This window comes from Labilithrix luteola (assembly GCF_001263205.1).
Classification (GTDB): domain Bacteria; phylum Myxococcota_A; class Polyangia; order Polyangiales; family Polyangiaceae; genus Labilithrix; species Labilithrix luteola.
Map to the genome: position 1 here is coordinate 11,199,853 of NZ_CP012333.1, position 25,345 is coordinate 11,225,197.

Here is a 25,345-nt window from a genome sequence, read left to right on the forward strand (position 1 = left end):
CGCGCGCGCGCCTCGCTATTGCGCGTTCTGGAGCGCGCGCGAGAAATCCGTCGGACGGTCGGCGCGGACGCAGACGTCACGACCGTCGAGCCGGCCGCACGTCAGCTCGGGCCGCGAGCGCAGGTCCGCGGCCGTACTTGGGGCGGCCACGAAGATCGTCGCGGCGTCGAAGACGCCATCGTGCCGCTCTCGCGCGGTCTTCGCGCAGTACTCCGTGAGCGCGCGTTCGTCGACGCGAGCCGCCTGACCGGAGTCGAAGGTGAGGTGCTGCCTGGCCGCAATCGGCCCGAGGACGGCCACCGTCTCGGCGGGGTGGTCGTCTCCCTCGCACCGAAGGCCGTTCGTGTCGTAGCGCGGCGGCTCGAGCGCCATGTGCTCGTACGCACCGCGCGCGAGCGCCCAGGTTGGGCTCGGCGCCGGGTTGTCGTCGTGGAGCGTGAATGCGTGACGTCCGTCGACGCGATGAGCGTCGAGCAGTTGGACGAAGAGCGCCGTCGCGAGCATACCGCGCGCCCAATCGGAGCGCACGCGGACGACGCCGGCGATGGCAACCATGACGAGAACGTAATGAAGTGGCCAGATGAAGCGGCCAGAGCTACGGAATGCATTCGCGACCGCATGCAACGGAACGTAGGCGCGCGAGAGATCGACGAGCAGGTGCTGGCCGACCAGCACGCGGGACGAGAACGCGAAGATGGCACTCGCACCGGCGGCGGCGAAGACGGCCCACCCCCATCGCCCGAACCGCCACGGCTTCTCCCTGGCGCGCGCCGCGCGAACGAGCGCGTGGGCGAAGACAAGCGCGAGCAGCGCGAGAACCCCCACGCCGAGATATCCGAATCCTTCGTACTGACCGTCGCCGTGAGGGAGAGGCGGAAGAATCGTCGAACGCTCGGTGCTGAGTGGATCGAGGAGCGAGAGAACGTTCGCCGAGAAGTGGCCGAATCCGAACGTCTCGGTCTGTACGTTGCGCGCGATGGATCCGAGGGCAAGCCAGACGAGAAGCGGCCCGACCATCATCGCGACCGCGAACACGGCTCCGACGCGTCCCGCATTCCGAACGTGTCGGAACACGGCAACGACCGCCAGCGGCAGCGCCATGGCCAGCAGTGTCGGATGAACACCGGCGGCAAACGCCAGAACCGCGGCGCCTCCCGCCAGCAGTCGACGCGAGCGCGCAGCATCCTCTGGCTCAGCAGGAGTCAGCGCTATCTCGATGACGAGCAGCAAAATCCAATGTGCGCACAAGGCCTCGTGCGCCAGGCGGAAAGCGAGGATGGGCGCCACGACGAAGAGCGCCCCACCGAGCGCGCGCAGGGCACGCTCTTTCGTGATCACACCGGTCAGACGGGCGCCGAACCACCCCTGCAGGACGAAACAGAGCGCAAGCCAGGGGCCAACGAACTGGAGGGGAGGGGCATCTCGCGGGAGAATGGCCTTGGTGACGAGCGTGATCCAAGGATTGGCGTCGGTGAAGACGGCGCTCGTGCCGACCGGCCAGAAGTAATTGTCGATCCGCGAGAGGGGAAAGTGCCAGCCATCCCACTGTGCGAAATTACGGGCCAGAACGTGGTAGGCCCCATCGCCCCGAGCGAGCACGTCGAACCGCCGCGGGTCGAGCACACGTGTGTCGGTCAACGCCACGAAGTAGGCAAAGCCGAAAAAGGCCGCCGCGAACCGCTCCCACCGACCGGCCACGACGTCGATCATTCGGCCGATTCGCTGATTTTCGACGGCCCCCGTTCGACGAGCTGCGAAAGCGGACGGCGGCGAGCGTTGCACGCTGCTACGTATACTCTTCGTCCCTGCGTTCGTGTACGCGATGATGAATTCGTCCGCTCGGCCTGAGCTCTCGGTCGTAATCCCCATGCTGAACGAGTCGTCCAACGTCGACTCGCTCCACGCGCGCCTCGTCGCGACCCTCGCCCCACTCGGCATCCCGTACGAGCTCGTCTGTGTCGACGACGGCAGCCAGGACGACACCTTCGACCGCCTGGCGTCCCTGCGCGAGCGAGATCCGAGCGTTCGCGCCATTCGGTTGTCACGCAACTTCGGCAAGGAGTGCACGGTCACTGCTGGGCTCGACGCGAGCCATGGCCGGTTGCTCGCCCTCATGGATGCCGCTACGTGGAAACTCGTACAGCTCGGAGCCGAAGGGATCACGTCGTTCAGCATCGTTCCTCTGCGCCTGGCGACGTACCTCGGCCTGCTCGTCTCGACCGTCGCCATCGTTTCGGCGGCGTACGACTTCGTACGGACCGTGCTCTACGGCGACCCCGCGCAAGGATTTCCCTCGCTGTTCGTCGGCATGCTCTTCTTCGGCGCCGTGCAGCTCGTCAGCCTCGGGATCATCGGTGAGTACGTAGGCAAAACGTACATCGAGTCCAAGCGAAGGCCGCTCTACTTCGTGCGCGAATCGCTCGGTGGGCGGCCGCCGACGGAGCTGCCGTGAGGCGCGCGCGAGCGGCATCGGCCGTACTCTTCGCGACGCTCGCAACCGCGTCGTGCAACGAGGTCACGCCCGAACCGCTCGTGACGGCTCCGATCGTTGCCCCTGAGCCGGCTTTCGCTGGACCGCACGACGTCTTCGTCGTGGCACACCAAGACGACGACCTGCTCTTCCTGAGTCCGGACATCGGCGCGGCGATCGCCGACCCACAGGCGGCTCTGACCATCTATCTCACCGCCGGCGACGCGGGGCGAACCGACCCGACGTATTACCTCGAACGCGAAAACGGCGTCCTAGCCGCGTACGCGTCACTGGCGGGCGCGAAGAATCCGCACTGGACCGAGACGACGATGACGGTCCATGGGCACCCACTTTTGGTGCGCACGCTCGCCGAAGCCACCGTATCGATCGTCTTCATGCGCCTCCCCGACGGTGGTGGCGATGGCAATGGGTACCCCACCAGTCTGGGGACGTACGACGGCAGCCTGCGCCGCCTGTGGCGTGGCGAGATCCCTTCCCTCTCCGCTGTCGACGACAGCACGAGCTACGATCGGGAGGACCTCGTCGAGACGCTCGAGGAGCTCTTCGTCACGGCGCAACCGTCACGCATCAGCACGCTCGACGCCAGCGGCGCCTTCGGGTCCGACCACTCCGACCACGTCCATGCCGCACTCTTCACGTCGGCCGCAACGCCCGACGGCGTCCCGCTGCGCCTCTATCGCGGATACAACATCCGCCGGGAGGTGCCGAACCTCGCGGCCGACGAGAGCTCGTCGAAGTGGAATGCGTTTCTCGCCTATGCGGCTCACGATTCGGCGATCTGCGGTTCGACGGGCTGCAATTCAAAGATCCTCGACGGCTATTCGGTATTCGCAACGAGGCAATATCTGTCGTGTGAGCAGCGTGGCGGGAACGGCGCCATCACGAACACCGAGGGTCTTTGCCTCGGGGTCGACGCCACGACCGCCCTAGTCGCGACGCCGTGCACCGGATCGCCGCTTCAACGTTTCTCGCTGCGAGCCAATGGCTTCCTCGTGGGCGCTTCTCGCCAGTGCGTGACGGCCGATCCTGACGGGATCGCGCGAATGCACGCGTGCGCGCCCACGGACGATCCGAGTCCACAACGATGGTCGCTCCTTTCGGGAGGGAACCTTCTCGAGGAACGGGGCGGGTGTCTGCGCCACGCGGAGAGCGGGACGGCCGTGCTGGTCGGCGATTGCGATCAGAATCCAGCTTCGCAATGGGTCGTCGGATTCGACCGCGCCAGGGTCGTGTCGCGAAGCGATGCATACCAAGGCCGACGTCTTCTTGCCGGCGACCTCGACGGTGACCATCACGCCGATCTCTGCGCGACCCACGAGGACGGCATCATCTGCGCACTCACCCGAAACGGCACTCTCGGCACACCAACGCTCGCCACGACGTCGTTCTCCGACCGCGACGGCTTCGCAGATCCAGCGAAGGCGGCCACGCTCGCGCTCGCCGACGTCGACGGCGACAAGATCCCGGATCTGTGTGGCTGGTCAGGAAGGCCCATGTGCGCGAAGGGCACCGGGCGCGGCACCTTCGCGATCGCCGCGCCCGTTCGCGCGGGCGATTTGGGCGCCCTCGACCCGAGCTCCGTCGCCTTCGTGGACGTCGACGGCGATGGTTTCGCCGATCTCTGCTCGGCCGGAAAAGCAGGCGTCGCGTGCGCGGTCAACAACCGCAAAGGGGGATTTGGCTCGGCGCTCTTCTGGCACCGTGGTCCCCTCACCGACGCCGCGGACACCGACGTGCGATGGCTCTTTGCAGACGTCACCGGCGATGGACGCGCCGACGTCTGCCAGATCGTCCCCAGCGGGGTCGAATGCGCCTCCGCACGATGGCACGGTCAGGGCTTCGAGCGCTCGCGCCGTTGGTTCCAGGTCCCGGCAGGCACGACGTTCAGCCCCGAGAGCGTCGTCTTCGGCGACATCGACGGCGATCACGCGGCGGACCTCTGTTCGTTCTCGGCCGCAGGCGTCTCCTGCGCGACGTCGACCGGCTCGACGTTCGGCTCGCTCTTCGTTCGGGTCCGGGCCCAACCAAACGACGCGAGCTGGACGAGGCTCAATGGCTGGTTGGCCGACGTCGATGGCGATGGGCGCGCCGATGCTTGCCATGTTGGCTCGAGCGCCACGCTGTGCGCCCGCGCGCCCTGAGCACGTGCCGTTCGGTCGGAGCGTCGAGCCCGCTCGCACACTTCTCGGAACATTTCGCCCTGCGTCTGGCTATGCTGCGCGAGGCTTGGGGGAAGCCGTCACGAAAGCGCGGTCCCCATGCATACGCAGTCTCCAGCTCCTTCGGCACCCTCGGTCTCGGAGCGCACGCACGCCAGCATCCCCGTCGTCTCGCTTCGCGACTACGTGACGGGATCGGAGGACACGCGCGCGCGATTCGTCCAGGTCTTCGGCGACGCCCTCGCGGAGTTCGGGTTCGTGTCGGTGAAGGACCACGGCATCGATCCGGCGCGTATTCGCGATGCCTACGCCCAGATCGCTCGTTTTTTCGCCCTTCCCACCCCCGAGAAGAAGAAGAGCTTCATCGAAGGCAGCGGAGGAAACCGTGGCTACGTCGCATTCGGCGCCGAGCACGCCAAGAACCGCAAGGTCGGTGACCTGAAGGAGTTCTTCCACGTCGGGCGAGATCTCCCTGCGCTCGGCCCCGGCGGTGCCAACGCATTTCCTTCGGCGGTGCCGGAGTTCGAGCCGAGCACGCGCACGCTCTTCACCGACCTCGAGCGCACCGCAGGAACGCTCCTCGAGGCGCTCGCGATCTATTTCCAGGCCCCGACGGATACGTTCACCAAAATGATCGCCGGAGGCAACTCGATCCTCCGCCTCATTCACTACCCGCCCCTCAAAGACGGCTTCATTCCGGGGGGTGTGCGCGCGGCCGAGCACGAGGACATCAACCTCCTCACGCTGCTGTGCGAGAGCACGTCGGCGGGGCTCGAAATTCTGACGCGCGACGGCCGGTGGCTCGCCGTCGAAGCGCCCCCAGGACACATCGTCGTCGACTCGGGCGACATGATGCAGCTCATCACGAACGGCAGGCTGCCTTCCACCACGCACCGAGTCGTCAATCCCCCGTCGGAAGCCGAGGACGTCGTCCGCTACTCGATGCCGTTCTTCGTGCACCCCTACCCGACGTGCCCACTCGCGCCGCTTCCGTTCTGCGTGTCCGACGAGCAGCCCGCCAAGTACGACGCGACGACCGCACAGGGCTTCCTCGAGAAGCGCCTTCGCGAGCTCGGACTCTTGTAGCAATGCCGTTCGGATAGGCAGAGTCTTCACAGGAAGGTCGGAAGATCGGAAGGTTTTGTTATCGCTCCGCGTAAAGCGCCAAACTGCGCTTGCTGGGGAGTTGAATGCCCACGATGCCGACGCGGTGTCGCACGATTTGCCCGCTCACCGCCCCAAAAACTTCGGCCCTTCCGTCCTTCCTGTGAAAAATCTCGGGTCGAATCCATCGGTGCTTGACGGATCTCTGTTATCCGAACGGCATTGACTCTTGCAGTCGTCGGACGAGCAACACCGGCCCGTGTTCGGTTGGGCTTCACGCGACGCGCACGCCGGCGTGCACTTGGTGACGAGTGAGCGTGCGTCAATGCACGACCGAATCACGTCAATTTCGTGTCGCTCCCGTTCTTGCGAATGCACGAATCGCGAATTCGGCTGAAGTCCTGGGGTATCGAAACGGAACGCGCTTTGCCTATGTTCTCGGGAATGAGGGGTTTCGCATCGGTTGCTTCGGTCACGCTGGCACTCACGAGTCTGGTCGCAGCTTGTAGTTCGTCGCCCTCCCCCGAGCCTCCCTCCGCGGAGTCGCCGGCTCCTCGCCTCGCCCGAAGCGGTTCCCGCCTGCAAGTCCATGGGTACATGGCGGATGGCATCTTCGTCCTCGATGGCCTCTACGACACGAAGCTCGGCATGATGTGCGTGCCCGCCATCGCCAGGGACGGCGTCGAGCGATGCGTCCCGCGCGACCTCCGCCCCATGGGGCCCTACATCGACGCGGCCGACGGAGGGCCCGACTACTCGGACGCGTGCACGACTCCACTCATCACGCTACCGAAGTCCGCATGCGCAGACCCCGCGCGAGTGTTCATCCGGAGCCGGGCGCGAAGGCGTGGCAATCGAGACGGCCTCGACTACTGGCGCATCGGCGCCAAGACGTCGCCAACCACGATCTTTAGTCCGAGGATGAGCTCTTGCGCCGAGGGACCGCCGGATGCCACGAGCGACTATTACGAGCTCGGCGCTCCGCTCGCCCCCACGGACTTCGTCGCCTTCGTCCGCCGTGACGTCGCCGTGTCGAGCGCCCTCGTGCGCGCCGTCGTGTTGGAGGGCGAGGATGGTTCACGCCTCCAGTCTGACGAGGACTTCATCGACGTCGCGCGAGGCACGCCCTGCGAATTCGCGGTCGCCGACGACGGCGTCGAGCGGTGCATGCCCGTCTCGGCGATCCCTTACCAGGGCGGACCGTTCGGCAATTGCCAGAAAGTCGTGGCGGCCCCCGTCTACGACTGCGCACGCGGTCCTGACCAGTGCGTTCCCATCGCCGCAACGGAATTCCCTCCCACCGCGGCAGGGAGCACGCCCGCACACTCGCGGCTCGTCGAGCGCACGCAGCTCGTCGGCGGAGTGCCCGTGAAACAATCCGCCATCTACGATTCGCAGATCGACGACACATGCACGTTCGAAAAGGCTGCCGACGGCAAGGTGCGCTGCCTTCCCGCCAGTGCCGCGTTCCAGATCGCAGCCTTTGCCGACGCCACGTGCACGACTCCACTCTTCACTGCGAATGCCTGCGGAGCGGCGCCGAGACTGGCAAGGGTCATCGAAGGGTCCGCCTGCGATCCGATCGTGCGAATTCACGCCATCAAGCCAGCGGAGAAAGTGTTCCAGCGCCAGTGGGACGGTTGCGTCGAAGTTCCACAGGGTGGTGGCGAGGCGTTCGTCACGGCCGAGGAGGTTCCTGCAGCGACCTTCGCCGAGGCAACCTCCACCTCGCCGTGAACCGTGAGCCCGCACGACGGTGAACGACGGAGGAGCAGACGCCCTCCGTCGCACGTGGGAAATTGCCACGACGAAGTTGCTACACCGCGTGGCGGATCGGTCGAGCGATCGCACGTCGCTCAGGGAATGGCCGATCATTCTGCTCGCGGGAAACGCCAGATCTCGAGCACGCGCCTTGCTAACCGCGCGCCGCATGAAGATTGGGCCCGTTGGCTTCCGATCGGTCTCCACCACTGTCGCCGTCGGCCTTCAGCTACTCACGTTCTCCGCGTATTTGGCTTGTGGAAGTGACTCGTCGGATTCGGCCAGTGAAAAGCCGAGCGGACCGGCGACGCCCAGCACCTTCGGACTCGACACTCGGCCACCGAACAAGACGTGCGTGGCCCCGGGGCGGCCTGTCGGTCAGGTGAAGCTCACGCCGGCCTTTCCGAATCTCGTCTTCGAAGCGCCGGTGTTGATGCTCCAAGCGCCGGGGGATGCGAGCAGGTGGTACGTCGTCGAGCAAGGTGTCGAGAGCGGAGCGGCGGTCAAGGTGTTCGCGAACGATCCGAACGCGTCGTCCACGAGCGACTTCGTGCGCTTCGCGCCGGGCGAGGTGACGCTCGGCAAAACCCAAGAAGGTGGACTCCTGGGGTTCGCATTCCATCCCGACTACGCGAACAACGGCACAGTGTTCATGTCGTACAACGGGCACAGCGCGACGAGCCCCGTCGGCATGAACTCGGTCGTGACCCGCATGAAAAAGGCGGCTTCGGGGGACATTCTCGATCGGGCCACCGAAGAGGTCCTCGTCTCGAACGACGGACGAAAGATCGAATTCGACCAACCCGCCGACGAGCACAAAAACTGCCATCTCGCCTTCGGCAAAGACGGCAAGCTCTATATCGGCTTCGGCGACGGCGGAGAGGACCAGGGCGGCAACAATGCCCAGGACAAGTCGGGCTTCTTCGCCAAGATCATCCGAATCGACGTCGGGCCGACGGGACCGTACACGATTCCGCCCGACAACCCCTGGGTCGAGCAACCGCTCGGCGTCGGCGAGCTCAAAGAGACCTGGGCCTATGGGTTCCGCAATCCATGGCGTTGGAGCTTCGATCGGCAGACGGGCGATCTCTGGCTCGGCGACGTCGGCCAAGATTCCTGGGAAGAGGTCGACCGCGTGACGAAGGGCGGCAACTACGGCTGGCCGATCACCGAAGGCTCTCATTGCGTCGGAAGCGCCACGTGCGACAAGACCGGACTGCAGGATCCGGTCGTCGAATATCCGCACGAGAATGCAGATCTCGCGATCATCGGAGGCTTCGTCTATCGCGGGACGAAGATTCCGTCGCTCGTCGGTTCGTACGTCTTCGCCGACGTCGTCTCCGGCCGAATCTCGCGCATCGTCTACGATCCGGTCACGAAGGCGCCTTCGATCGAGGACATCGCCGTCGCGGGATTCACCCTCTCGGCCATGGGCGAGGGCGTCGACGGCGAGCTCTACGTCGTCGACTACATCGGAGGAACGCTCCATCGGATCGATCCGCTACCGGCTGGAGTGAATCCAGTCGCGGAAAAGCTTTCGGCGACCGGCTGCGTGAACAAGGACAATCCCAAAGAGGCGTCGGACGGCATGATTCCTTATGCCGTCAACATGCCTCTCTGGTCGGACGGCGCAGACAAGCGCCGATGGATGGCCGTGCCGGACGGAGCGAACGTGCAAGTCATGCCGGAGGGCGATTGGAATTTTCCGATCGGCAGCGTGCTCATGAAGCAGTTCTCGCTCGGCGGAAAGCTCGTCGAGACGCGCTTCTTCGTGCGTCACGACGACGGTGACTGGGCGGGCTATTCGTACGAGTGGAATGACGATCAGAGCGACGCCACGCTACTGCACTCACTGAAGACGAAAGCGGTCGGCAATCAGACGTGGACGTTCCCTGGTCGAAGCCACTGCCTGCAGTGCCATACCGACGCCGCCGGAAACACGCTCGGACTCGAAAACGGGCAGCTGAACGGCAACCTCACCTATCCGAACACGAATCGCATCTCGAACCAGCTCTCGACGCTCGATCATATCGGGCTGTTGACGAGCCCCATCGGGGATCCCGCGGTAGCGGCGCGCTATTCGACGCTCGAGAGCAGCGATCCCATCGACATGCGGGCACGCGCCTATCTGCACGCAAACTGCTCGGGCTGCCACCGCCCAGGAGGTGGCGTCGGCGGCAGTTCGATGGATCTGCGCTTCTCGACGCCATTCGCCAGCGCCGGAGTCTGCAACGGCGAGCCCGCCCTCGGCGCCTTCGGCATCGCGGGAGCAAAGATCGTGGCGCCGGGCGCCCCCGCGAAGTCGATCATCTCGTACCGCATGCACGGCACGGGCGCTCTCCACATGCCGCCGGTGGCGACGCATCTCGTCCACGAACAGGGCGCCGGCCTCGTCGACGCGTGGATTCAGTCCCTGACAGCCTGCCCTTGATTTGCCGCCGGACGCGGTGTCGTCACGGTCTGGCAAAGAGCGTTTCGAGTCGGGGACCGTAGGCCGAATCAGGGTACGTGGCACGGAACTTGGTCGCCCGCGCGACGGCTTCGGAATGGCGCGAAAGGCGCAGCAACGCATCGATCGCGAGCACCTCGCGCTCTTCGGCGAGAGCGCCGTGCGCGTACTGGCGGGCGTGCTCCTCGCACGTGGCAAGCGCATCCGCTGGATCACGCGCCAGCGAGGCCCGGGCGGCGCGAAGCAACGTCATCTCTCCTGCGCTGTCACGCATCGCAACGGGGCGCGACGAGCCCTGCGCGCGAGGAGCAGGCGGTAGCGCGTTGACGTCGACGGCAGGTGTCTCGAACGTCGCGACGGGCATCGGAGACGACACCACCGCCGACGGCGTCGTGGACGACACGGCGACCGGCGAAGTCATCGCCGGCACGAGCCCGACCGGCGCAGGTCGAGGGGCGAGCGCGGCAGCACCGATCGCGACGACGACGGCGCCGACCCCTACGAGCTTCAAGGGACCGGCGCCCCACGGAGTGTGCGACGGCGTTGGGCGGGCAGGCTGAGGAGGAGTGGGCGGCGCGACGGCGACGCGCACCGCACGCGCAATCCCATCGATGCGCGCGCTGCTTGGGACGTCGGCACGTGCAGCGCGCAGGGCCGCTCGCATGAAGTCGTCTCGCTCGGGCAGGCGGTCGTCGCTCATGCGCCTCCCCTTCCCAGCGCTGCACGACGCATCGCTCGCTCGACCTCGCCGCGAGCCGCATACAACCGCGAATAGGCCGTCTGAACTTGGCAGCCGAGCGCCTCGGCGACCTCGGGCATCTCGAGCCCCTCGATCTCGTAGAGAACGAACACGGCGCGCTTGTCGTCGTCGAGGGCTGCGAGAGCGTGATCGAGGGCAGCGAGTGCTTCGCGATCGATGGCAGCTCCCTCGGGCGTTTCTTCGGAAGGAAGATCCTCGTCCACCGGGTTCTCGGTCGGCACCTCGCGACGGACGTGGGCGCGACGACGATGCGCCGCCGCGACGCGAACGGCAATCCCGTAGAGCCAGGTGCGAAGTTGCCCGCGTCCTTCGTATTCGGCGAGCTTGCGATGCACGACGACGAAGACTTCCTGACACGCATCGTCGGCGTCGCGCTCGGATACGCCGAGTCGGCGCAGTGCTCGCCACACGTAGGGGCCGTACTCGCGAACGATGCGGTCCGTGTCGTCACTGCGCGAGACGTGCGCGATGCGTGCATCGTCGCCTATCTGCGGACCGCCCGGGTCCTCACTCGGCGCGGCGAGCACGGTGGGATCAGGGAGATCCAACGGCAATCCCCAGTGTGAGCATGGCGCTCACGTTCGAGCTCTCGAAGAGCGTTTGGCGGCGACCTTGCGGATCGTCGTACGCGAGTCGCGTCGGGGTCACGGGAACCACGAGCGCGGGCGCGAGTACGACGCCGATCGATCGTGAGAGCCAGAGCTCGGCCGAGGCGTCGACGGCTGCGGCAGCGAACGTCGTCGTGTAACTGCGAGAGTCGGGAAAGCCATCACCGCGACCCGAGAGCTGGCCGAGCCATCCAGAGACGCAGCCCCGAACGACGACGGGCAACCGCCGGAGACCGAGCGGACAGACACCGAACTCGCCGGAGACGAGACCGACCTCGGCGAGCGCGCCTTCGGCGACGCGATTCCTCGCCGGCAAGAACGATGCGACCCCGGCACGAAGCGTCGGCCAATGCGGGAGCGTAACGAAAACGCGGCCCTCAACGAGCCACCCCGTGTTCGGCACGAGCCCCGTGGCGCCTCCGAAAGACGCGCTCGCGCCCCATCGCCACGGCGTCTTGGCAACCGGCAAAGGAAGTCGAGGAACGTCGGAAGCGGCAGGCGAAGCCGGGGGCGCAGCAAGAATGGGCTCGGCAAGCGTAGGCTCGGCGGGCGCCGCTTCGGGCGATGGTGGGGCCGGGCGATCGGCCGCTTCGGGATCGATGAGCATCGACAAGACGAGGGCCAAGCGATCGTCGAGCGCGTGACACGTCTCGGCGGCTTGCGTGAGCTCGCGTTTCCCGAGAACGTTCCCCTCGCGATCGGCGACCTGGAAACGCACGGTGAACCGGCGCCTGTCTTTGGCATAAGCGATCGAGCCTTCGACACTCAGCTCCGCGTCGGTCGGAGGCACGAACACGCGACGTGCGAGCGTCGCCTCGACGGCATCGGCCAGCGCGGGGGAACCGATGCATTCCTCGGCGCCAGGCAGACGCACCCAGCTCAAGGCCGACGTCCGCCCGACGGCGACCTTCGGCTCATCGGCTTGGGCACGCGTGGCGCCGACGGACAAAAGGCACCCCGCGCCGAAGGAAATCCCGAATGTCCGAAGCTTTCGCCAGCGCGTGCGCATGAGGAGACGGCGTTGATTGCCCACCGAGTGAATGCCTGTGCGTCTGACGCCGTCTGCCCGTGACGAATTCACTTCGTTCGCCCGTCGCACGTTCCCGCGAGCCTGGATTCCTTGCGTTCCGTCTTTTCTTCACCGCCTCCGCGGCTCTTCTCCGTGCATTCGCTCGGGTCGCTCGTGAGAGCGGCGGTGATGGCGTGCGCGATTCCGGCGTGCGCGAACGAAGGAGTGCTCGGATCGTTTCCCACGGGCCCCCCCGATGCCGGCTCGGCGACGGCCTCGAACGAAGACGCCAACGCGGGCAACGGCATCGGACCCGAGGAGCGTGCGCCGCTCCCCGCGAGCGCCCCCATCGCCATCGCGGACGACAGCACGTGCGTGAAAACGTCCGATGCCACCGTCGTCTGCTGGGGCAACAATGCATCCTGCACGCTGGGAAACGGCGCGTTGCCCGACGAGATTCCGATGAGTCGAGAGCCCGTGGCCGCATCAGGCCTCGATCACGTGCGCGCACTCTTCGGCGGGGCCTATGCCTATTGCGCGTTGCGCGACGACGGACGCGTCTTCTGTTGGGGAGACATGTTCTTCGGCGACCTGATGTCGAGCGGCGGCACACCACTCGCGAGCGGACACTTGCCCGTGACGCCGCCGTTCGAGCAGGAAGGCCTCGGGGAGGTCGCGCAGCTCGCCGTCGGCCGCTTCTTCGTCTGTGCGCTACAAACGACGGGCGAGCTTCGCTGCTGGGGCGAAAACGACCGCGGACAGCTCGGCGACGGAACGCAGGCGACGCGGTATCTGCCAACGACGATCTCTTCGTTCGACGGCAACGTCGTATCGGTTTCGGCCTCGATGGGCGGCGCGTTCGCGTGCGCGACGACCTCGCGAGGCTCGGTGTATTGCTGGGGCGACGACCGCGATGGCCAAATCAGCGCTGTCGGGAAGCCCGGCGACCTCGTCCTCGAGCCGCTTCGCATCGACGGTCTCCCCGAACCCGCGCTCGACGTGGCCGTTGGCGCGAAGCACGCGTGCGCGAGGCTACAGTCCGGTACCGTTGCCTGCTGGGGCGACAACCAGCGCGGTCAGCTCGGGATCGGCACCACGGCGACCATGTCCGGCCCCGTCCAAGTGCTCTACCTGAGCGACGTGGTGCAGCTGACGGCAGGCGCCTCGCATACGTGTGCCGTACGCAGCGAGGGTTCCGTGATCTGCTGGGGCGACGACGCGAACGGCCAAAGCGGATCACGCGGGCCGTCGACGCGGCCCCAAATCGTTGTCGAGGCGTCGTTCGGCGCGCGAAGCGTCGCGTGCGGTTCATCCCACTCGTGCGCGTGGGGCGAGGGCGGAAAGGTTCGCTGCTGGGGCGCCGACACCTACGGCCAGCTGGGCGCCTCGAACGCGACGTTCTGATCGCCGGAAGAATTTTCATAACGCGAGAGGGCTACCCGCACGTACGAGTTATGAAGCCTCTTCGCATGCCTTCTCTCGTCGCTCTGTTCGTCGCCATGGCCGCCCCCGGCCTCGTCGTGGCATGCAGCGATGACGACACGTCGTCATCTGCGCAAACGCCTACGAAGCCCGCAGCGTCGTCACCCTCGGACGAACACGAGCCCCCTGCCCCGTCGTCGAGCAACACCACGACGCCCGACGCCGCTTCGCCCGATGCGTCCACGAGCAAAGACGCGGGCAAAGACGCGGCCCCACCGCCGAAAGACGTGGCAGGCTCGGCGGCGTGCACGGCCTATTGTCAAAAGATGAAGAGCGCGTGCGCGCGCGATTGCGATCCCGCGATCGACTGCGCCGTTCCCAAAGGCCAGTGCGCCGCCTCGACGGAGGCGTATCTCCAATGCCAATCAAAAGCGGATTGGTATTGCGGCGGCGACGGGTTTTCGATCGTCGGCAATTGTAAGCAAGACAAGTCTCTCTGCGACTGAACGTTTGCGGGTCCAGCCTGGGGTCGCCATCCGGCGTGAGAACGTGCCCGCTCCTCGTTTCGGTCGCCCCCATGCGCTCTTCTTCGAGGTGCGAACCCCCGTGCGCGCTCCGTAGAGCGTCCCACGGCCCCCATCCACGCGCCCGCGGGCGCGGAAAGCCCGCGAACTCCGGTTCTTCTGGCTACACGACGCTGGCGTGCTAGTTGAAACGCCATTCCGTGCGCTTCCCCGGACGACGCAAACACAAGCACTACTTCCCGGTCAACGAGCGCGACCCGCTCCTCCACCATGCGGGGCTCGACGTCCCCGAGGCGAAGATTCACGTCGTCGGCATCGACCAGACGCTGGTCGACATCGATGCGCGCGTGACCGACGACCTCCTCGCTCGTTACGAGCTGCCGAAGGGCGGGTCCACGATCGTCGCCAACGATCGTGCCGCGGAGCTGTACGAAGAGCTCTTCTCGCGCAAGCAGATCTCCCACGAATTCGCCGGCGGCACGGTCGGCAACACGCTGCACAACTACTCACTGCTCGCCGACGACGCGTCGATCCTGCTCGGCGTGATGAGCGACGTGATTCGCGTCGGCACGTCCGGGTACCGTTACCTCTCGAACACGTCGAGCCGCGTCAACCTCGATCATCTACAGCCCGTCGACGGCCCGATCGGACGATGCTTCGCCCTCGTCACGCCCGACGGCGAACGCACCTTCGCCATCAGCGCCGGCAAGATGAACGATCTCCGGCCGCAGAGCATCCCCGAGACGATCTTCGACCGAGCGGCCGCGCTCGTCATCTCGGCGTACCTGATGCGAGGAGACGGCAGCGAGCCGATGCCCGAAGCCACGCGCCAGGCGGTCGCCTTCGCGAAGGCTCGTGGCGTACCGGTCGTGCTCACGCTCGGCACACGCTTCGTGATCGCCGAGCGCCCGGACTTCTGGCGCACCTTCATCTCCGAGAACGTCGACATCGTCGCGATGAACGAGGAGGAAGGCGAAGCGCTGACGGGCATCGCCGATCCCCTGCTCGCGTGCGAGCGCGCGCTCGACTGGACGTCCCTCGTGCTCTGCACGGCCGGCCCGACCGGCCTCTACCTCGCCGGATACACCGACGACGCAGTGAAGCGCGCAACGCGCTATCCCCTCCTGCCGGGCGCGATTCCGGAGTTCAATCGCTACGAGTTCAGCCGCCCGGTCTTGCGCAGGGACTGTCCGAACCCGATCAAGGTGTTCGCGCACATCGCGCCCTACCACGGCGGCCCCGCACGCATCACGAGCGCCAACGGAGCTGGCGACGCGGCGCTCTCCGCGCTCCTGCACGACATCTCCGCCAATCGCTATCACCGCGCGCGTGTGCCGAGCTCGGCGAAGCACATTCGCGACTTTCTCACCTACTCGTCGATGAGCCAGGTGTGCCGCTACGCCAACCGCGTAAGCTACGAAGTACTCGTGCAATCGTCACCGCGCCTCACGCGCGGTCTGCCCGAACGCGAAGAAGGCCTCAACGAAGAGGCCTACTGGGCGATGTGAGCCCGTGGACGCCGTGTGACGCGCGCGCCCTGACCTCGTGACGTGCGCGCCAACGAAGGCAATTCACGCAGGTCGGGCCGAACGCCCCCGTGTGCTAGCGTCACCGGCGTTTGTCGGCGCGTCGTGCGGTTCTCTTCACAGGTCTGCTGTTCTTCGGACATGTGTCCCGCGCGTGGCCCGACGATGCCCCCGCACGCCCTAGGGTAGCGCTCGATTGGACACGCGCGCCCGGCGCGGAGCGCTGCATATCGGCCGAAAGTCTCGTGGCCCGGATGCGGACACGGACAGCGCACACCATCCTCGGCATCGACCGTCAAGACGCCGACTTCCTGGTCCAAGGAAGGATCGAGCCTCGTGCGGGTGGCTTCCGGACGGTGCTCTTGCTCGAGGATGCCGCGGGTCGCGAGTTGGGAACGCGAACGCTCGATTCGACGACGCGGTCGTGCCCTGCGCTCGACGAATCGCTGCTCCTCGCCCTCGAGATGCTCGTCGACACGCCGAAGCTGCGCGAGCTGGCGCGCGCAAAGCGCGAGGCGCCGACGGAGGCGAGCTCCGAACCAACGACCGAGCGAACGACGGAGGTGCCGCCCGAAGGTGCGGTCTCACCCACGTCCGACACGCCCAACCTGCCGATTCGCTCGATGCCATCGCCAAGCACGACCGCGAGCCCCAAGCGTCACTGGCGCTTCGACGTCGGCTTCGGCGCGAGCACGGCCGCAGGATTTGCGCCCAAACCGACCGTCGGTCCCGCCGCTCACGCGATGATGCGTCCCCCGGGGTTCGTCCCCATCGCTCTTCGCGGTGCGCTCTATCCGCTCGCCGTCGAACGCGTGTCGATTCCTGGTGAAGGGAGCTCGGTCCGCGCGTTCGTAGCGGGTATCGATCTCTGTCCTCTGGCACTCGCGCGCGGTCGGTTCGAAGGCCTGGCCTGCACGGGCTTCGAGGTCGGCGGACTGCATGCGGAGCCCATCGGCCCCAAGTCGAACGCGGGGGACTTGCTGTTTCCCCTCGTGCCGGTACGCGCCGAGATGCGCGCGCGCATAGGGAACTTCGTGCCGTATGCCGCGTTCACGATGCGCTTCTCCCCGACGGAGCCGAAGTTCACCTACGAGTCGCCGCCGGGGACCGACCGCGCGGCGTTCCTCGAGCCGCGGGTCACGGCCGCGCTCGACGTCGGCCTCGTGTGGCGCTTTCCATCGAAAGACTGATTCGCCCGCAGGCTGGTCGATTCATCCGGAGGGATCCGCGGCGGGCCACATTGTCCTGGTATAGGGCCGGATGACTTCGCTCAGGATGGTACCTCCGCAAATGACCGCGGCACCCGACACCGCGGACATCCGCGAGGTCGTCTTGGCGCACGGAAGGTACGTGTGGCGGCTTCTTCGCTACCTCGGCGTCCCCACCCGTGACCTCGACGACGTCTGCCAAGACGTCTTCGCCACCGTGTACCAGAAGCTCGACCAGTTGTCGGACGACGGCATCCGACCGTGGCTCAGCACGATCTGCATCAATCACGCGAAAAACTACCGACGACGAGCACGCGTCCAGCGCGAGGTGCTCGTCGACGACGTCCCCGATTCGTTCGTCGTGACGACCCCCGACGTGAGCCTCGATCGGGCTCGCAAACACAACGAGCTTCTCGCACTGCTCGATGATCTCGACGAGGAACGGAGAACCGTCTTCGTCCTCCACGCCATTGAAGACATCCCGATGGAACAGGTCTCCAAGCTCGTCGGCTGCGCGGTTTCCACCGCGTATTCCCGTTACGAGCGTGCTTACGCCGAGCTCGAAAAGAAGCTGAGGAAGCCATGACGGCGCGCGACCCTTCAGACCTCCGTGACCTGATCGCCGAAGCGCGCAACGACGGTCCGTCGTCCGAGAGCCTCTATCGCTTGGCCGACGTCGCGGCGAAACGCGCAGCGGCAATGCCCGCGAAGAACCGATCCATCGGCCGCATCGTGTCGCGCCTCGGCACGTCGGCGATCGTCTCGGCGGCCTTGCTCGGAGCGTTCGTCGCCACGAAGTCGTTCGATGCGCCTCGCAAACCGGCGCTCACGACGCGCGACGCGGTCGACTCGCCGAGCGAGCAGCGCGCCGCCGAACGAGAGACGCCGGCCCCTCCGGCCATCGCCCCCACGAACGTTCCCCCGGAAATGCCGACGATCGACGTGCGCTCCTTGCCGGCCAAGGACGACTCCGTGAAGGGCGCGGCTGCAAACGCGGGCGATACCTCGGAGGGCGCCCTGCTTCGTCGTGCCTACGCGGCAACGCCGAAGGAGCCACGACAAGCGCTCGCCCTGACCGCCGAGCACGCGCGTCGCTTCCCGAGCAGCATCTTGGCCGAGGAGCGAGAGGTCATCGCCATCGAAGCGCTCGCTCGGCTCGGGCGGGGCGACGAAGCTCGCGGCCGTGCCAAAGCATTCTTCGCCGCTCATCCCGACTCGGCCTACCGGTTGCGCGTGGACGACGCGCTCTCGAACGTCACGGAAGAGCGATGATACGTCGAGTCCTAGCAATCACGGCGACGCTCGTGCTCGCGAGCTGCGTCACCTCGAAGATCGGCACGTATTGGGAGGATCCTCCGATCGAGACGCCGACGTTCGAGCTGCCCGACGCAGACTCGGGTGACGACGACTCCGGAGACGCCGGCGAAGTCATGATGTGCGCGGTGACCACGTGCTCGCTTCCGTGGGCCACCTGCGATGCATCCCGCTTCCCGTGCGACGTCAATCTCCAGAACGACAACGAAAACTGCGGAACGTGCGGAAACCGCTGCAAGGGCCCGAGCGCCGGCAATTCCACTTGGACGTGCTTCGAAGGAGATTGCGCGTTCAGCTGCACGGGTATCGGTTTCCGCAACTGCGACGGCGACACGGAGAACGGCTGCGAGACCAGCGTTCGCTACGATCCCAAAAACTGTGGAGCGTGCGGACGCGAGTGCCCTGCCGGACAGGAATGCACCGAGGGCACTTGCTATGACCCTTGCATCGTCGCGAATCGGCCGGACACGTGTAACGGCGAATGCACCAACCTGAAGACGGACAGCTCGAATTGCGGCACGTGCGGAAACAAATGTGACCCCAAAGATCCGACCAAGCCGGCCCTCCCGTCGGACATGCACTACGGCTGTTCGCAAGGTACCTGCGGCAATGCTCAGTGCAATTCGTCGACCAAGCGCGATTGCAACAACGACGTGAGCGACGGCTGCGAGGTCACGCTCCACACGAACGATCACTGCAACGACTGCAACGACAAGTGTCCTGCAGGCAAGACGTGCATGTACAACGGCGTCTATTATTGCGGTTGCGCCGACGGCGAAACGAACTGCGGAGTCGAAGGTTGCAAACAGCTCGATGACGACCCCCTGCACTGCGGTGGTTGCAATCGTGTCTGCCCGGGCAACGGGCGCCCACACTTCACCCCCTCGTGCTCTCTCGGCGTCTGCGGGGGCGCCTGCGCCGAGCACTATGCCGATTGCGACGGCATCGTCAGCAATGGCTGCGAGGTCAACACGCGGGTCGACAACACGAACTGCGGCGCCTGCGGAAACGCGTGCGCGAAAGATCAGGTCTGCTCGGAAGGTCGGTGCCTCGTCACCCCTTGCGATGCAGGGCCGGGACCGATCGCCAAATGAGCCTCACGACGAACCGCAACGCTGCGTTCGCTCTCGGGGCAGGCATTTCTGCCCTTCTCTTCGCGTCCCTTGCCTCGTGCGCTGCGTCCAATGCGGACGACAAGAACGCAGACGACGCCGGTACCACGGTGATCGTTTCGCCAACCGATTCCGGCCTCGAGTCGTCGGCCCAGGGCGACGCTGACGCGGCCGAAGCCGAGACATCGCTGCCGCCATGCGGCGTCGGCAATCTCTGCAACGTGCCCATTCCAATTTCGATTGGATATGTCGTTGCTCTCGCCGGACGGTCGAAGAGTGACGTCTGGGCGAGCGCTTCGCGTGGCGAGCTTCTCCACTGGGACGGGCAAGCGTGGGCCCATGAAGACTCCGGAGGGCTCGACACGTTCTCGAATCTGTTTCTCACCCCCGACGAGCTCTGGGGCGTTTCGGGCAATCTGGTGATGCGACGCGGCCTCGACGCCAGCACGATCCGTTCGTTCCGATTGACACAGCGCTATATAGGCATGACCGGTGTCGTGGTTCTGCCGAGTGGCGAGCCGTACGTGAGCTTCGGAACGACGTGGAATGCCACGGAGACTCCTGCCTATCTCGCGAGGGTCAAAGACTTCGACGCCAAGGTCTTGGAGTTCTTCATCGGGCCCATCGACCCCTCGACTCTCGCCCCCGTGTCGATGGCCGCGCGAGCGCTTTGGCTCGCTCCCGACGAAACCTTGTGGGTCGTAGGAGACCGAGGAATCGTCGTTCGATTTCCCACTTCGCCGGTCGCAGGTGGCACGTTGATCCCTCTCGACTCGCAAGCAGACTTGTTCGCAGCGTGGGGCGGACACGACGACCTCTGGGTCGGGGGCAGCGGCGGCACGATCGCCCGCTTCGACGGCACCGTATGGCACGAGGAGACCACCGGTACCTCGGCGACGATCCGTGCCATGTTCGGCTTCTCGTCGACGGATGTTTGGGCCGCAGGTGACGAAGGAACGGTCCTGCACTTCGACGGCGCAACGTGGTCGAAGGTCTCGACCTTCGGCTACACGGGCCCCCTCATGACCATCTGGGGATCAGGCCCGGACGACGTCTGGATTGGGGGCGAATACGCCATGTTCCATTGGGGAGCACTCCCATGAGCGCGAGGTCGAGGAAAGTGTCTGCCCGCAGTCCGATCATCCTAACGTTCTTCGTCGTATCGGCGGTGTGGGTTGGCTGCTCGTCCGACCGCACGGAGTTCGAGGAAGCACGAACTCCGGAGTTCGCCACGAACGACGCAGCAACCGATGTCGACGCGTCGTGTACGGCCGTCTCGTGTTCACGCGATCTACGCTCCGTCCTCGATTGCAACGGCAACGTCGCCAAGATCTGCCCGCCGGAGCTGGCGTGCGGCAATGGCCAGTGCGTGGCCCCTTGCGATTCCGCGACGATGAACCAAGGCTCGGTGGGATGCGCATTTTCGGTCCCCGGTCCCAACACCAAGGCCTTCGCCCGCGGTAGTTGCTATGCCTTCTTCGTCGCGAACAATTGGTCGTCACCGGCGACGCTTCGCTTCGAGTTCGACGGGCAAGAGAAACCGCTCGACGGCGCGGTCTGGATTCCGAAGGTCGGCGATGGCGTGGTGACCTACACCAAGCTCGACGGCCCCATTCCAGCGGGCGGCGGTGCCGTTGTCTTCGTTTCGAACGAAGAGACCGGGGCCGCTTATTGGACGGCCTGCCCATCGTTCGTAAAACCGATTCTCGACAAGGAACAGGGGATCTACGCAACGGGTAAAGGACACGCCACCCTCGTCAGCAGCGATGTCCCCGTATCGATGTATTCGATGTATCCGTACGGCGGCGCAAGCAGCGTCGTTCCGAGCGCGACACTGCTCTTCCCGACCTCGTCGTTTCGCACGAACTACATGGTCGTGAGCGCATGGGGCGGTAAGAGCGACGGCTTCGGCCGAGGGGTGCTCCCCAACGCGAATGCCGGGCTTACCCAAGCGGGATTGCCAACCCTCCAGATCGTCGCGACCGAAGACGGCACCTCCGTCGACATTCGGCCGAACGTGGACATCCTCGGGGGGAATGGCGTCAGCGCCGGAAGGCGCAATCAGGTCACGAATTATACGCTCCAGCGCGGGGAGTTCTTGCAGCTCATGCAAGACAACGAGCTCGTCGGGGCGGTCATCGACTCCAACAAGCCCGTCGGCGTCTTCGGCGGACAGTCATGCATGTTCGTGCCTAGCGACGTCATGGCATGTGACATCGAAAACGACCAGATTCCCCCTCTCTCCGCCTGGGGACACGAGTACGCCGTCTTGCCGGCGCCGAACCGCGTCGAGCTGTTCACGCAGGGGGCCGAGAAGGCGCGGGACCCGAGCCCGATTCGCATCCTCGCGGCCGCCGACGACACGCAGCTCGTCTACGAACCCGCGCAGCCGGAGGGCGCGCCCAGCACGCTCTCCCGCGGCCAGCTTGGCGTCTTCTTCGCCGACCACCCGTTCATCGTCCGAACCCAAGACAGCGATCACCCGGTTTACGTCGCCTCGCTCATGACGGGCGCAGCCACGGTGATGAGCACGCCCATCGGCGATCCCGAAGTTGCCATGGCCGTGCCCACCGATCAGTGGCTCGATACCTACGGCTTCTTCACGGACTACACGTATTCGCTGAGCGAGGTCTTCGTCACACGACGCAAGGTCGACGGCGCTTTCCGCGACGTGGTGCTCGACTGCGCGGGCGTGCTCGAGGGCTGGAAGTCGATCACCGACGACTTCGAATGGACGTACGCCGAGCTCACGCGCGACGGCAAACCTCGCACCTATCCCGCGGGGTCGTGCACCGACGGTGCCCATCGCATCCACAGCGACGGCCCCTTTGCGATGACCGTCTGGGGCCTCGCGAGCTACGCGAGCTACGCGTATCCCGGCGGCACGGGCCTGCGCCCCGTCACCGACATTCACGTGCCCGTGCGTTGATCGCACGGCCTCCCATTCACACGAGTCACCGCCGGTAGCCCCGGCGGCGCCAGATTTTTCACGCGAGCGAAGCGCGACGGATCGCCTTCGCCCTGGAGGATTCCACGATGCGAACACGGTTCTTGCTCATGGGGACGTCCGCCTTTGCCTGCCTCGCGCTGCTCACAGGAGCTTGCGCGACCTCGAGTGACGAGGAGCCGACCCGCTCGGACACGGGCACCTCGAAGCCCGGTTCCCAGGCGGATGCCGACACCAACGAGGAGCGCCCGGAGCGAGATGCTGGGGACGCTAGCGCCCCCGAGACGACGGACGGGAGCGACTCGGATTCCGGCACCGATGCGGATGCCTCGGCGCAGCCGATCACGGTCACCGGTCGGGTCGTCGATCAGGAAGGAGACCCACTGAGCGACATCGGGGTCAGCGTTGCGGGCCAGGCGATGGTAACGACTGGCACCGACGGTACGTTCACGTTCTCGAACGTGACGCCCCCCTACGAAGTTCGGCTCAAGACCAACGTCGGGACAACGCCCGTCGTCCACGCCTTTACGGGCCTCCGGACGGCGACACCGCAGCTCGTGCCCATCTCCAAGCTCGATGCCGCGCCGCCCCAATTCCAAGGAACGATCCAGGGCACGCTCTCGACTCCGGTTTCGACAGGCGAGCTGGCACGCGCCTGCGTCGAAGGAGTGGACCGACCGATCTACGGCTGCACGGTCCTCTACCCCGGCGACGACACGTTCACACTCGCGGTGAACTGGACCACGGCGCCCAGCCCCTTGGCTCGCGTCCGAGTTCTACGCTTCACGCTCGATGCGCAGGGCGTCACTACCGGCTTCACGGGGGAGGGCAGCAAGGACGTAAGCCTCAGCCCGAATGCGGCCCCCAAGGTGAACGTCGCTCTCGTTGCCCCGCCGGCGAGCGGAACCTTGACGACGACGGTAACTCCGCCTGCAGGTGCCACCGGCACGGCCGCCATCGCGTTCGTGAAATTCGGTCCGTTCCTCAGCTTTCCACTCGAACAAGTGGTGATCGACTCACCGACGCCGAAATCGTTCGTCGTCCCCGGATCGACGGGCGCGACCTTCTCGGTCTTCGCTCTCGCCGCGACCGCGACGCAACAGATTGCGGGATGGGAAACCGGTCTTGCTGCCGGCGGGAATGCGAAGCCGAAGCTCGTGCAGCCACCGAGGCTCGTCGCCCCCGCCGAGGGTACCCAGGGCGTCACGATCTCCACGACGTTCGACGCCACGAACCCGGACGGCATCCCCCTCACCTTCTTCTGCGTGCCGACGCAGGAAGGGATCCCATTGCTCGCTGTCTCCACGGTCGAGTCGAGCGCGACCCTGCCCGACGTTGCCGGATTGGGCATGACCTTCCCGGTGAAGGCCGCCTTCCAATGCGGCCTCCTACCGTCGGGGACGCCCGGCGCGACCGCGGACTCGCTCGCCACTGGCGCTGGGCCCATCGGTAGCTACGCGCGACTCACGACGGTTGGCACGGGCGGCCCTGGACTCGATCCTACCGGCGCGCTCGTCACGATCCTCGACGAGTACGTGTCGGTAACGACGCAGTAGAGGGACGGGCTGTCAGGACGGGCTCAAGACCGATCGGTACTGCTCCGGAATTCGCTCCAGGAGCGAGTTGCAGTCCTTGCGGACGCAGGACCTGTTGGCAACGATCCAGGACAGGTCCTTCGCGTAGCTCGGATTCTCGGCAACGGCGGCCGCCGCTTTCGGCCCGTTCGCGCGCGCGCCTCGAGACGGCTATTGGCACGTTTGTGACGGCATCGCGTCGATCCATTCGGCAATCAGCTGCACACCTTCGACATGGCTCAAGGCGCGGCCGATCTGCGGCATCATCTTGCCGGATTCCGTGGTGTGGATTCGATTCCAGAGGATCGAGTGTTCGTGATCGCCCGGAAGGAGGTCGAATTCCCCGCCAAGGCTTCCACCGGCCGAGCCCGGACGTTTGCACACGCCGAGCGAGAAGGCGTCGGTCATGTCGTGCTGGAGGAACAGACGACTCGTCGTTCCTGCCGTGCCGTGCGTGTTGTGACAATGCGCGCAATTGATATCGAGATAGGCGCGCGCGCGCGACTCGACGTCACCGGTCGACGGGTCGAGTGCATTCGGAGCGCGTGGAGGATCGGCGGGGAGCCCATCGAGCACCCCCGCATTGGCCAGATACGTGAGCTGGTTCTGCTCAGTCCCTTCGATCGCGTTGTTCCGGTTCAGGTAGCGCGCCTTCGGGCCGATCGGGTGCATCACCTGTTTGCCCGCGTCGTCGAGCAAGTGATGGCACTGTTGGCACTGATTGCGGCTCGGAACGAGATAGTCGAAGTTCTGCGTAGCGCCCTGGAGGTCGACGAGCGAGACCTTGACGACGCGCCCGCCGGGGACGAGCGAAGCTTCGGTCTGCTGGTCGTTCCAGAGGTATGGATAGGCCTCCCAGCCCGAAGGCTGGTGGATGAGGATTCGCGTTTCGACGACGCGCACCCCCACGTCCGGGGAGCGCAGGTCCGCGGGGAAGGCAAAGGTCTTCGAAAAGATCGTGCCCACCGGAAATTCGAGAACCGATTCCGGTTGGTAAACGGCCTTGCTGCCCGGAGGAATCGTGATCGTTCGCGACTTGAGCGCGTAATCCGAAAAGAGAACGGAGTTCAGCTCGTAGGAAATCGTGCCGGACACCGGCGTGAGATGCCCCTTCCCGTCCGGACCGCCGGTGAATAGCCCGTAGCCAGACAGGGTCGAGGGTATGGCCCGCGGCCCGGCCTCGGCGTCGGCCGCGGCGCTCGCATCCTCGTCCGGGACGGCACCCGCATCGCCAGCGTCGGCCGCAGGCAGAGACTCGCCCGAGTCGACGGGCTCGACAGTGTTCGAGGAAGACGAGGAGCTGCAATGCAGCAGCAAAGTCGCAAGAGCAGCTCCCCAGACCACCGTGACTGCGTTCTTCATGACCGCCGAGCGTGT

Annotated in this window: 20 protein-coding genes; 15 read left to right on the forward strand and 5 right to left on the reverse strand. The window is 65.9% G+C overall.

Annotated elements, in window-relative coordinates; all coding sequences use genetic code 11:
• Window positions 1-15 precede the first annotated feature (15 nt).
• On the reverse strand, window positions 16-1,710 hold the full coding sequence (locus AKJ09_RS48205; protein WP_146654613.1) for a DUF6311 domain-containing protein: 1,695 nt from the start codon (window positions 1,708-1,710) through the stop codon (window positions 16-18).
• Between the two features lie 115 nt (window positions 1,711-1,825).
• Here AKJ09_RS48205 and AKJ09_RS48210 point away from each other — a divergent pair, with 115 nt between their 5' ends.
• The 5 genes from AKJ09_RS48210 (at window position 1,826) to AKJ09_RS48230 (ending at window position 9,946) form a co-directional block, all read left to right on the forward strand.
• A complete protein-coding gene (locus tag AKJ09_RS48210) occupies window positions 1,826-2,452 on the forward strand; it encodes a glycosyltransferase (protein WP_275936758.1) in 627 nt (208 codons plus the stop codon).
• Complete coding sequence (locus tag AKJ09_RS48215; RefSeq protein WP_146654615.1) at window positions 2,449-4,632, forward strand: FG-GAP-like repeat-containing protein; 2,184 nt, start codon at window positions 2,449-2,451, stop codon at window positions 4,630-4,632. Before AKJ09_RS48210 ends, AKJ09_RS48215 begins: the two co-directional genes overlap by 4 nt.
• A 117-nt stretch (window positions 4,633-4,749) precedes the next feature.
• Window positions 4,750-5,736, forward strand: coding sequence for an isopenicillin N synthase family dioxygenase (locus AKJ09_RS48220; RefSeq protein WP_146654616.1), 987 nt, complete (start codon window positions 4,750-4,752; stop codon window positions 5,734-5,736).
• A gap of 615 nt (window positions 5,737-6,351) precedes the next feature.
• Window positions 6,352-7,491, forward strand: a complete 1,140-nt coding sequence (locus AKJ09_RS48225) for a DUF7481 family protein (RefSeq protein WP_169928551.1) — start codon at window positions 6,352-6,354, stop codon at window positions 7,489-7,491.
• A gap of 193 nt (window positions 7,492-7,684) precedes the next feature.
• Entirely contained in the window at window positions 7,685-9,946 is a 2,262-nt protein-coding gene (locus AKJ09_RS48230) for a PQQ-dependent sugar dehydrogenase (protein ID WP_146654618.1), read from the forward strand.
• Between the two features lie 22 nt (window positions 9,947-9,968).
• Here AKJ09_RS48230 and AKJ09_RS48235 read toward each other — a convergent pair whose 3' ends face one another.
• From AKJ09_RS48235 to AKJ09_RS48245, 3 genes are read right to left on the reverse strand one after another with little or no spacing between them, the layout of a single operon-like run.
• On the reverse strand, window positions 9,969-10,664 hold the full coding sequence (locus AKJ09_RS48235) for a hypothetical protein (protein ID WP_146654619.1): 696 nt from the start codon (window positions 10,662-10,664) through the stop codon (window positions 9,969-9,971).
• The gene (locus tag AKJ09_RS48240; protein WP_240488882.1) at window positions 10,661-11,272 is read right to left on the reverse strand and encodes an RNA polymerase sigma factor; all 612 of its coding nucleotides are present in this window, start codon (window positions 11,270-11,272) and stop codon (window positions 10,661-10,663) included. Before AKJ09_RS48240 ends, AKJ09_RS48235 begins: the two co-directional genes overlap by 4 nt.
• Complete coding sequence (locus AKJ09_RS48245; protein WP_146654620.1) at window positions 11,259-12,365, reverse strand: hypothetical protein; 1,107 nt, start codon at window positions 12,363-12,365, stop codon at window positions 11,259-11,261. Before AKJ09_RS48245 ends, AKJ09_RS48240 begins: the two co-directional genes overlap by 14 nt.
• A gap of 87 nt (window positions 12,366-12,452) precedes the next feature.
• Between AKJ09_RS48245 and AKJ09_RS48250 the strand changes: the two genes are divergently transcribed.
• From AKJ09_RS48250 to AKJ09_RS48295, 10 genes are all read left to right on the forward strand, one after another.
• Window positions 12,453-13,745, forward strand: coding sequence for an RCC1 domain-containing protein (locus AKJ09_RS48250; protein ID WP_146654621.1), 1,293 nt, complete (start codon window positions 12,453-12,455; stop codon window positions 13,743-13,745).
• Between the two features lie 65 nt (window positions 13,746-13,810).
• Window positions 13,811-14,269, forward strand: a complete 459-nt coding sequence (locus tag AKJ09_RS48255) for a hypothetical protein (RefSeq protein WP_146654622.1) — start codon at window positions 13,811-13,813, stop codon at window positions 14,267-14,269.
• A 218-nt stretch (window positions 14,270-14,487) separates the two neighbouring features.
• A complete protein-coding gene (locus tag AKJ09_RS48260) occupies window positions 14,488-15,795 on the forward strand; it encodes an inosine/guanosine kinase (RefSeq protein WP_146654623.1) in 1,308 nt (435 codons plus the stop codon).
• A 272-nt stretch (window positions 15,796-16,067) separates the two neighbouring features.
• Window positions 16,068-17,003, forward strand: coding sequence for a hypothetical protein (locus tag AKJ09_RS48265; RefSeq protein WP_146654624.1), 936 nt, complete (start codon window positions 16,068-16,070; stop codon window positions 17,001-17,003).
• Window positions 17,004-17,103: 100 nt separating this feature from the next.
• Window positions 17,104-17,607, forward strand: a complete 504-nt coding sequence (locus tag AKJ09_RS48270; RefSeq protein ID WP_169928553.1) for an RNA polymerase sigma factor — start codon at window positions 17,104-17,106, stop codon at window positions 17,605-17,607.
• Window positions 17,604-18,293, forward strand: coding sequence for a hypothetical protein (locus AKJ09_RS48275; protein WP_146654626.1), 690 nt, complete (start codon window positions 17,604-17,606; stop codon window positions 18,291-18,293). Before AKJ09_RS48270 ends, AKJ09_RS48275 begins: the two co-directional genes overlap by 4 nt.
• On the forward strand, window positions 18,290-19,429 hold the full coding sequence (locus tag AKJ09_RS48280) for a hypothetical protein (RefSeq protein ID WP_146654627.1): 1,140 nt from the start codon (window positions 18,290-18,292) through the stop codon (window positions 19,427-19,429). The genes AKJ09_RS48275 and AKJ09_RS48280 overlap by 4 nt, the downstream gene beginning before the upstream one ends.
• Window positions 19,426-20,550 (forward strand): WD40/YVTN/BNR-like repeat-containing protein, encoded by a 1,125-nt coding sequence (locus AKJ09_RS48285; RefSeq protein WP_146654628.1) that lies wholly within the window; start codon window positions 19,426-19,428, stop codon window positions 20,548-20,550. The genes AKJ09_RS48280 and AKJ09_RS48285 overlap by 4 nt, the downstream gene beginning before the upstream one ends.
• Window positions 20,547-22,376 carry an IgGFc-binding protein gene (locus AKJ09_RS48290; protein ID WP_146654629.1) on the forward strand — a complete coding sequence of 610 codons (1,830 nt, stop codon included), beginning with the start codon at window positions 20,547-20,549 and terminating at the stop codon, window positions 22,374-22,376. Before AKJ09_RS48285 ends, AKJ09_RS48290 begins: the two co-directional genes overlap by 4 nt.
• Before the next feature lie 107 nt (window positions 22,377-22,483).
• Entirely contained in the window at window positions 22,484-23,950 is a 1,467-nt protein-coding gene (locus AKJ09_RS48295; RefSeq protein ID WP_146654630.1) for a hypothetical protein, read from the forward strand.
• A 189-nt stretch (window positions 23,951-24,139) separates the two neighbouring features.
• On the opposite strand, the gene AKJ09_RS48300 is transcribed toward AKJ09_RS48295, so the two are convergent.
• On the reverse strand, window positions 24,140-25,330 hold the full coding sequence (locus AKJ09_RS48300) for an SO2930 family diheme c-type cytochrome (protein ID WP_146654631.1): 1,191 nt from the start codon (window positions 25,328-25,330) through the stop codon (window positions 24,140-24,142).
• Window positions 25,331-25,345 lie beyond the last annotated feature (15 nt).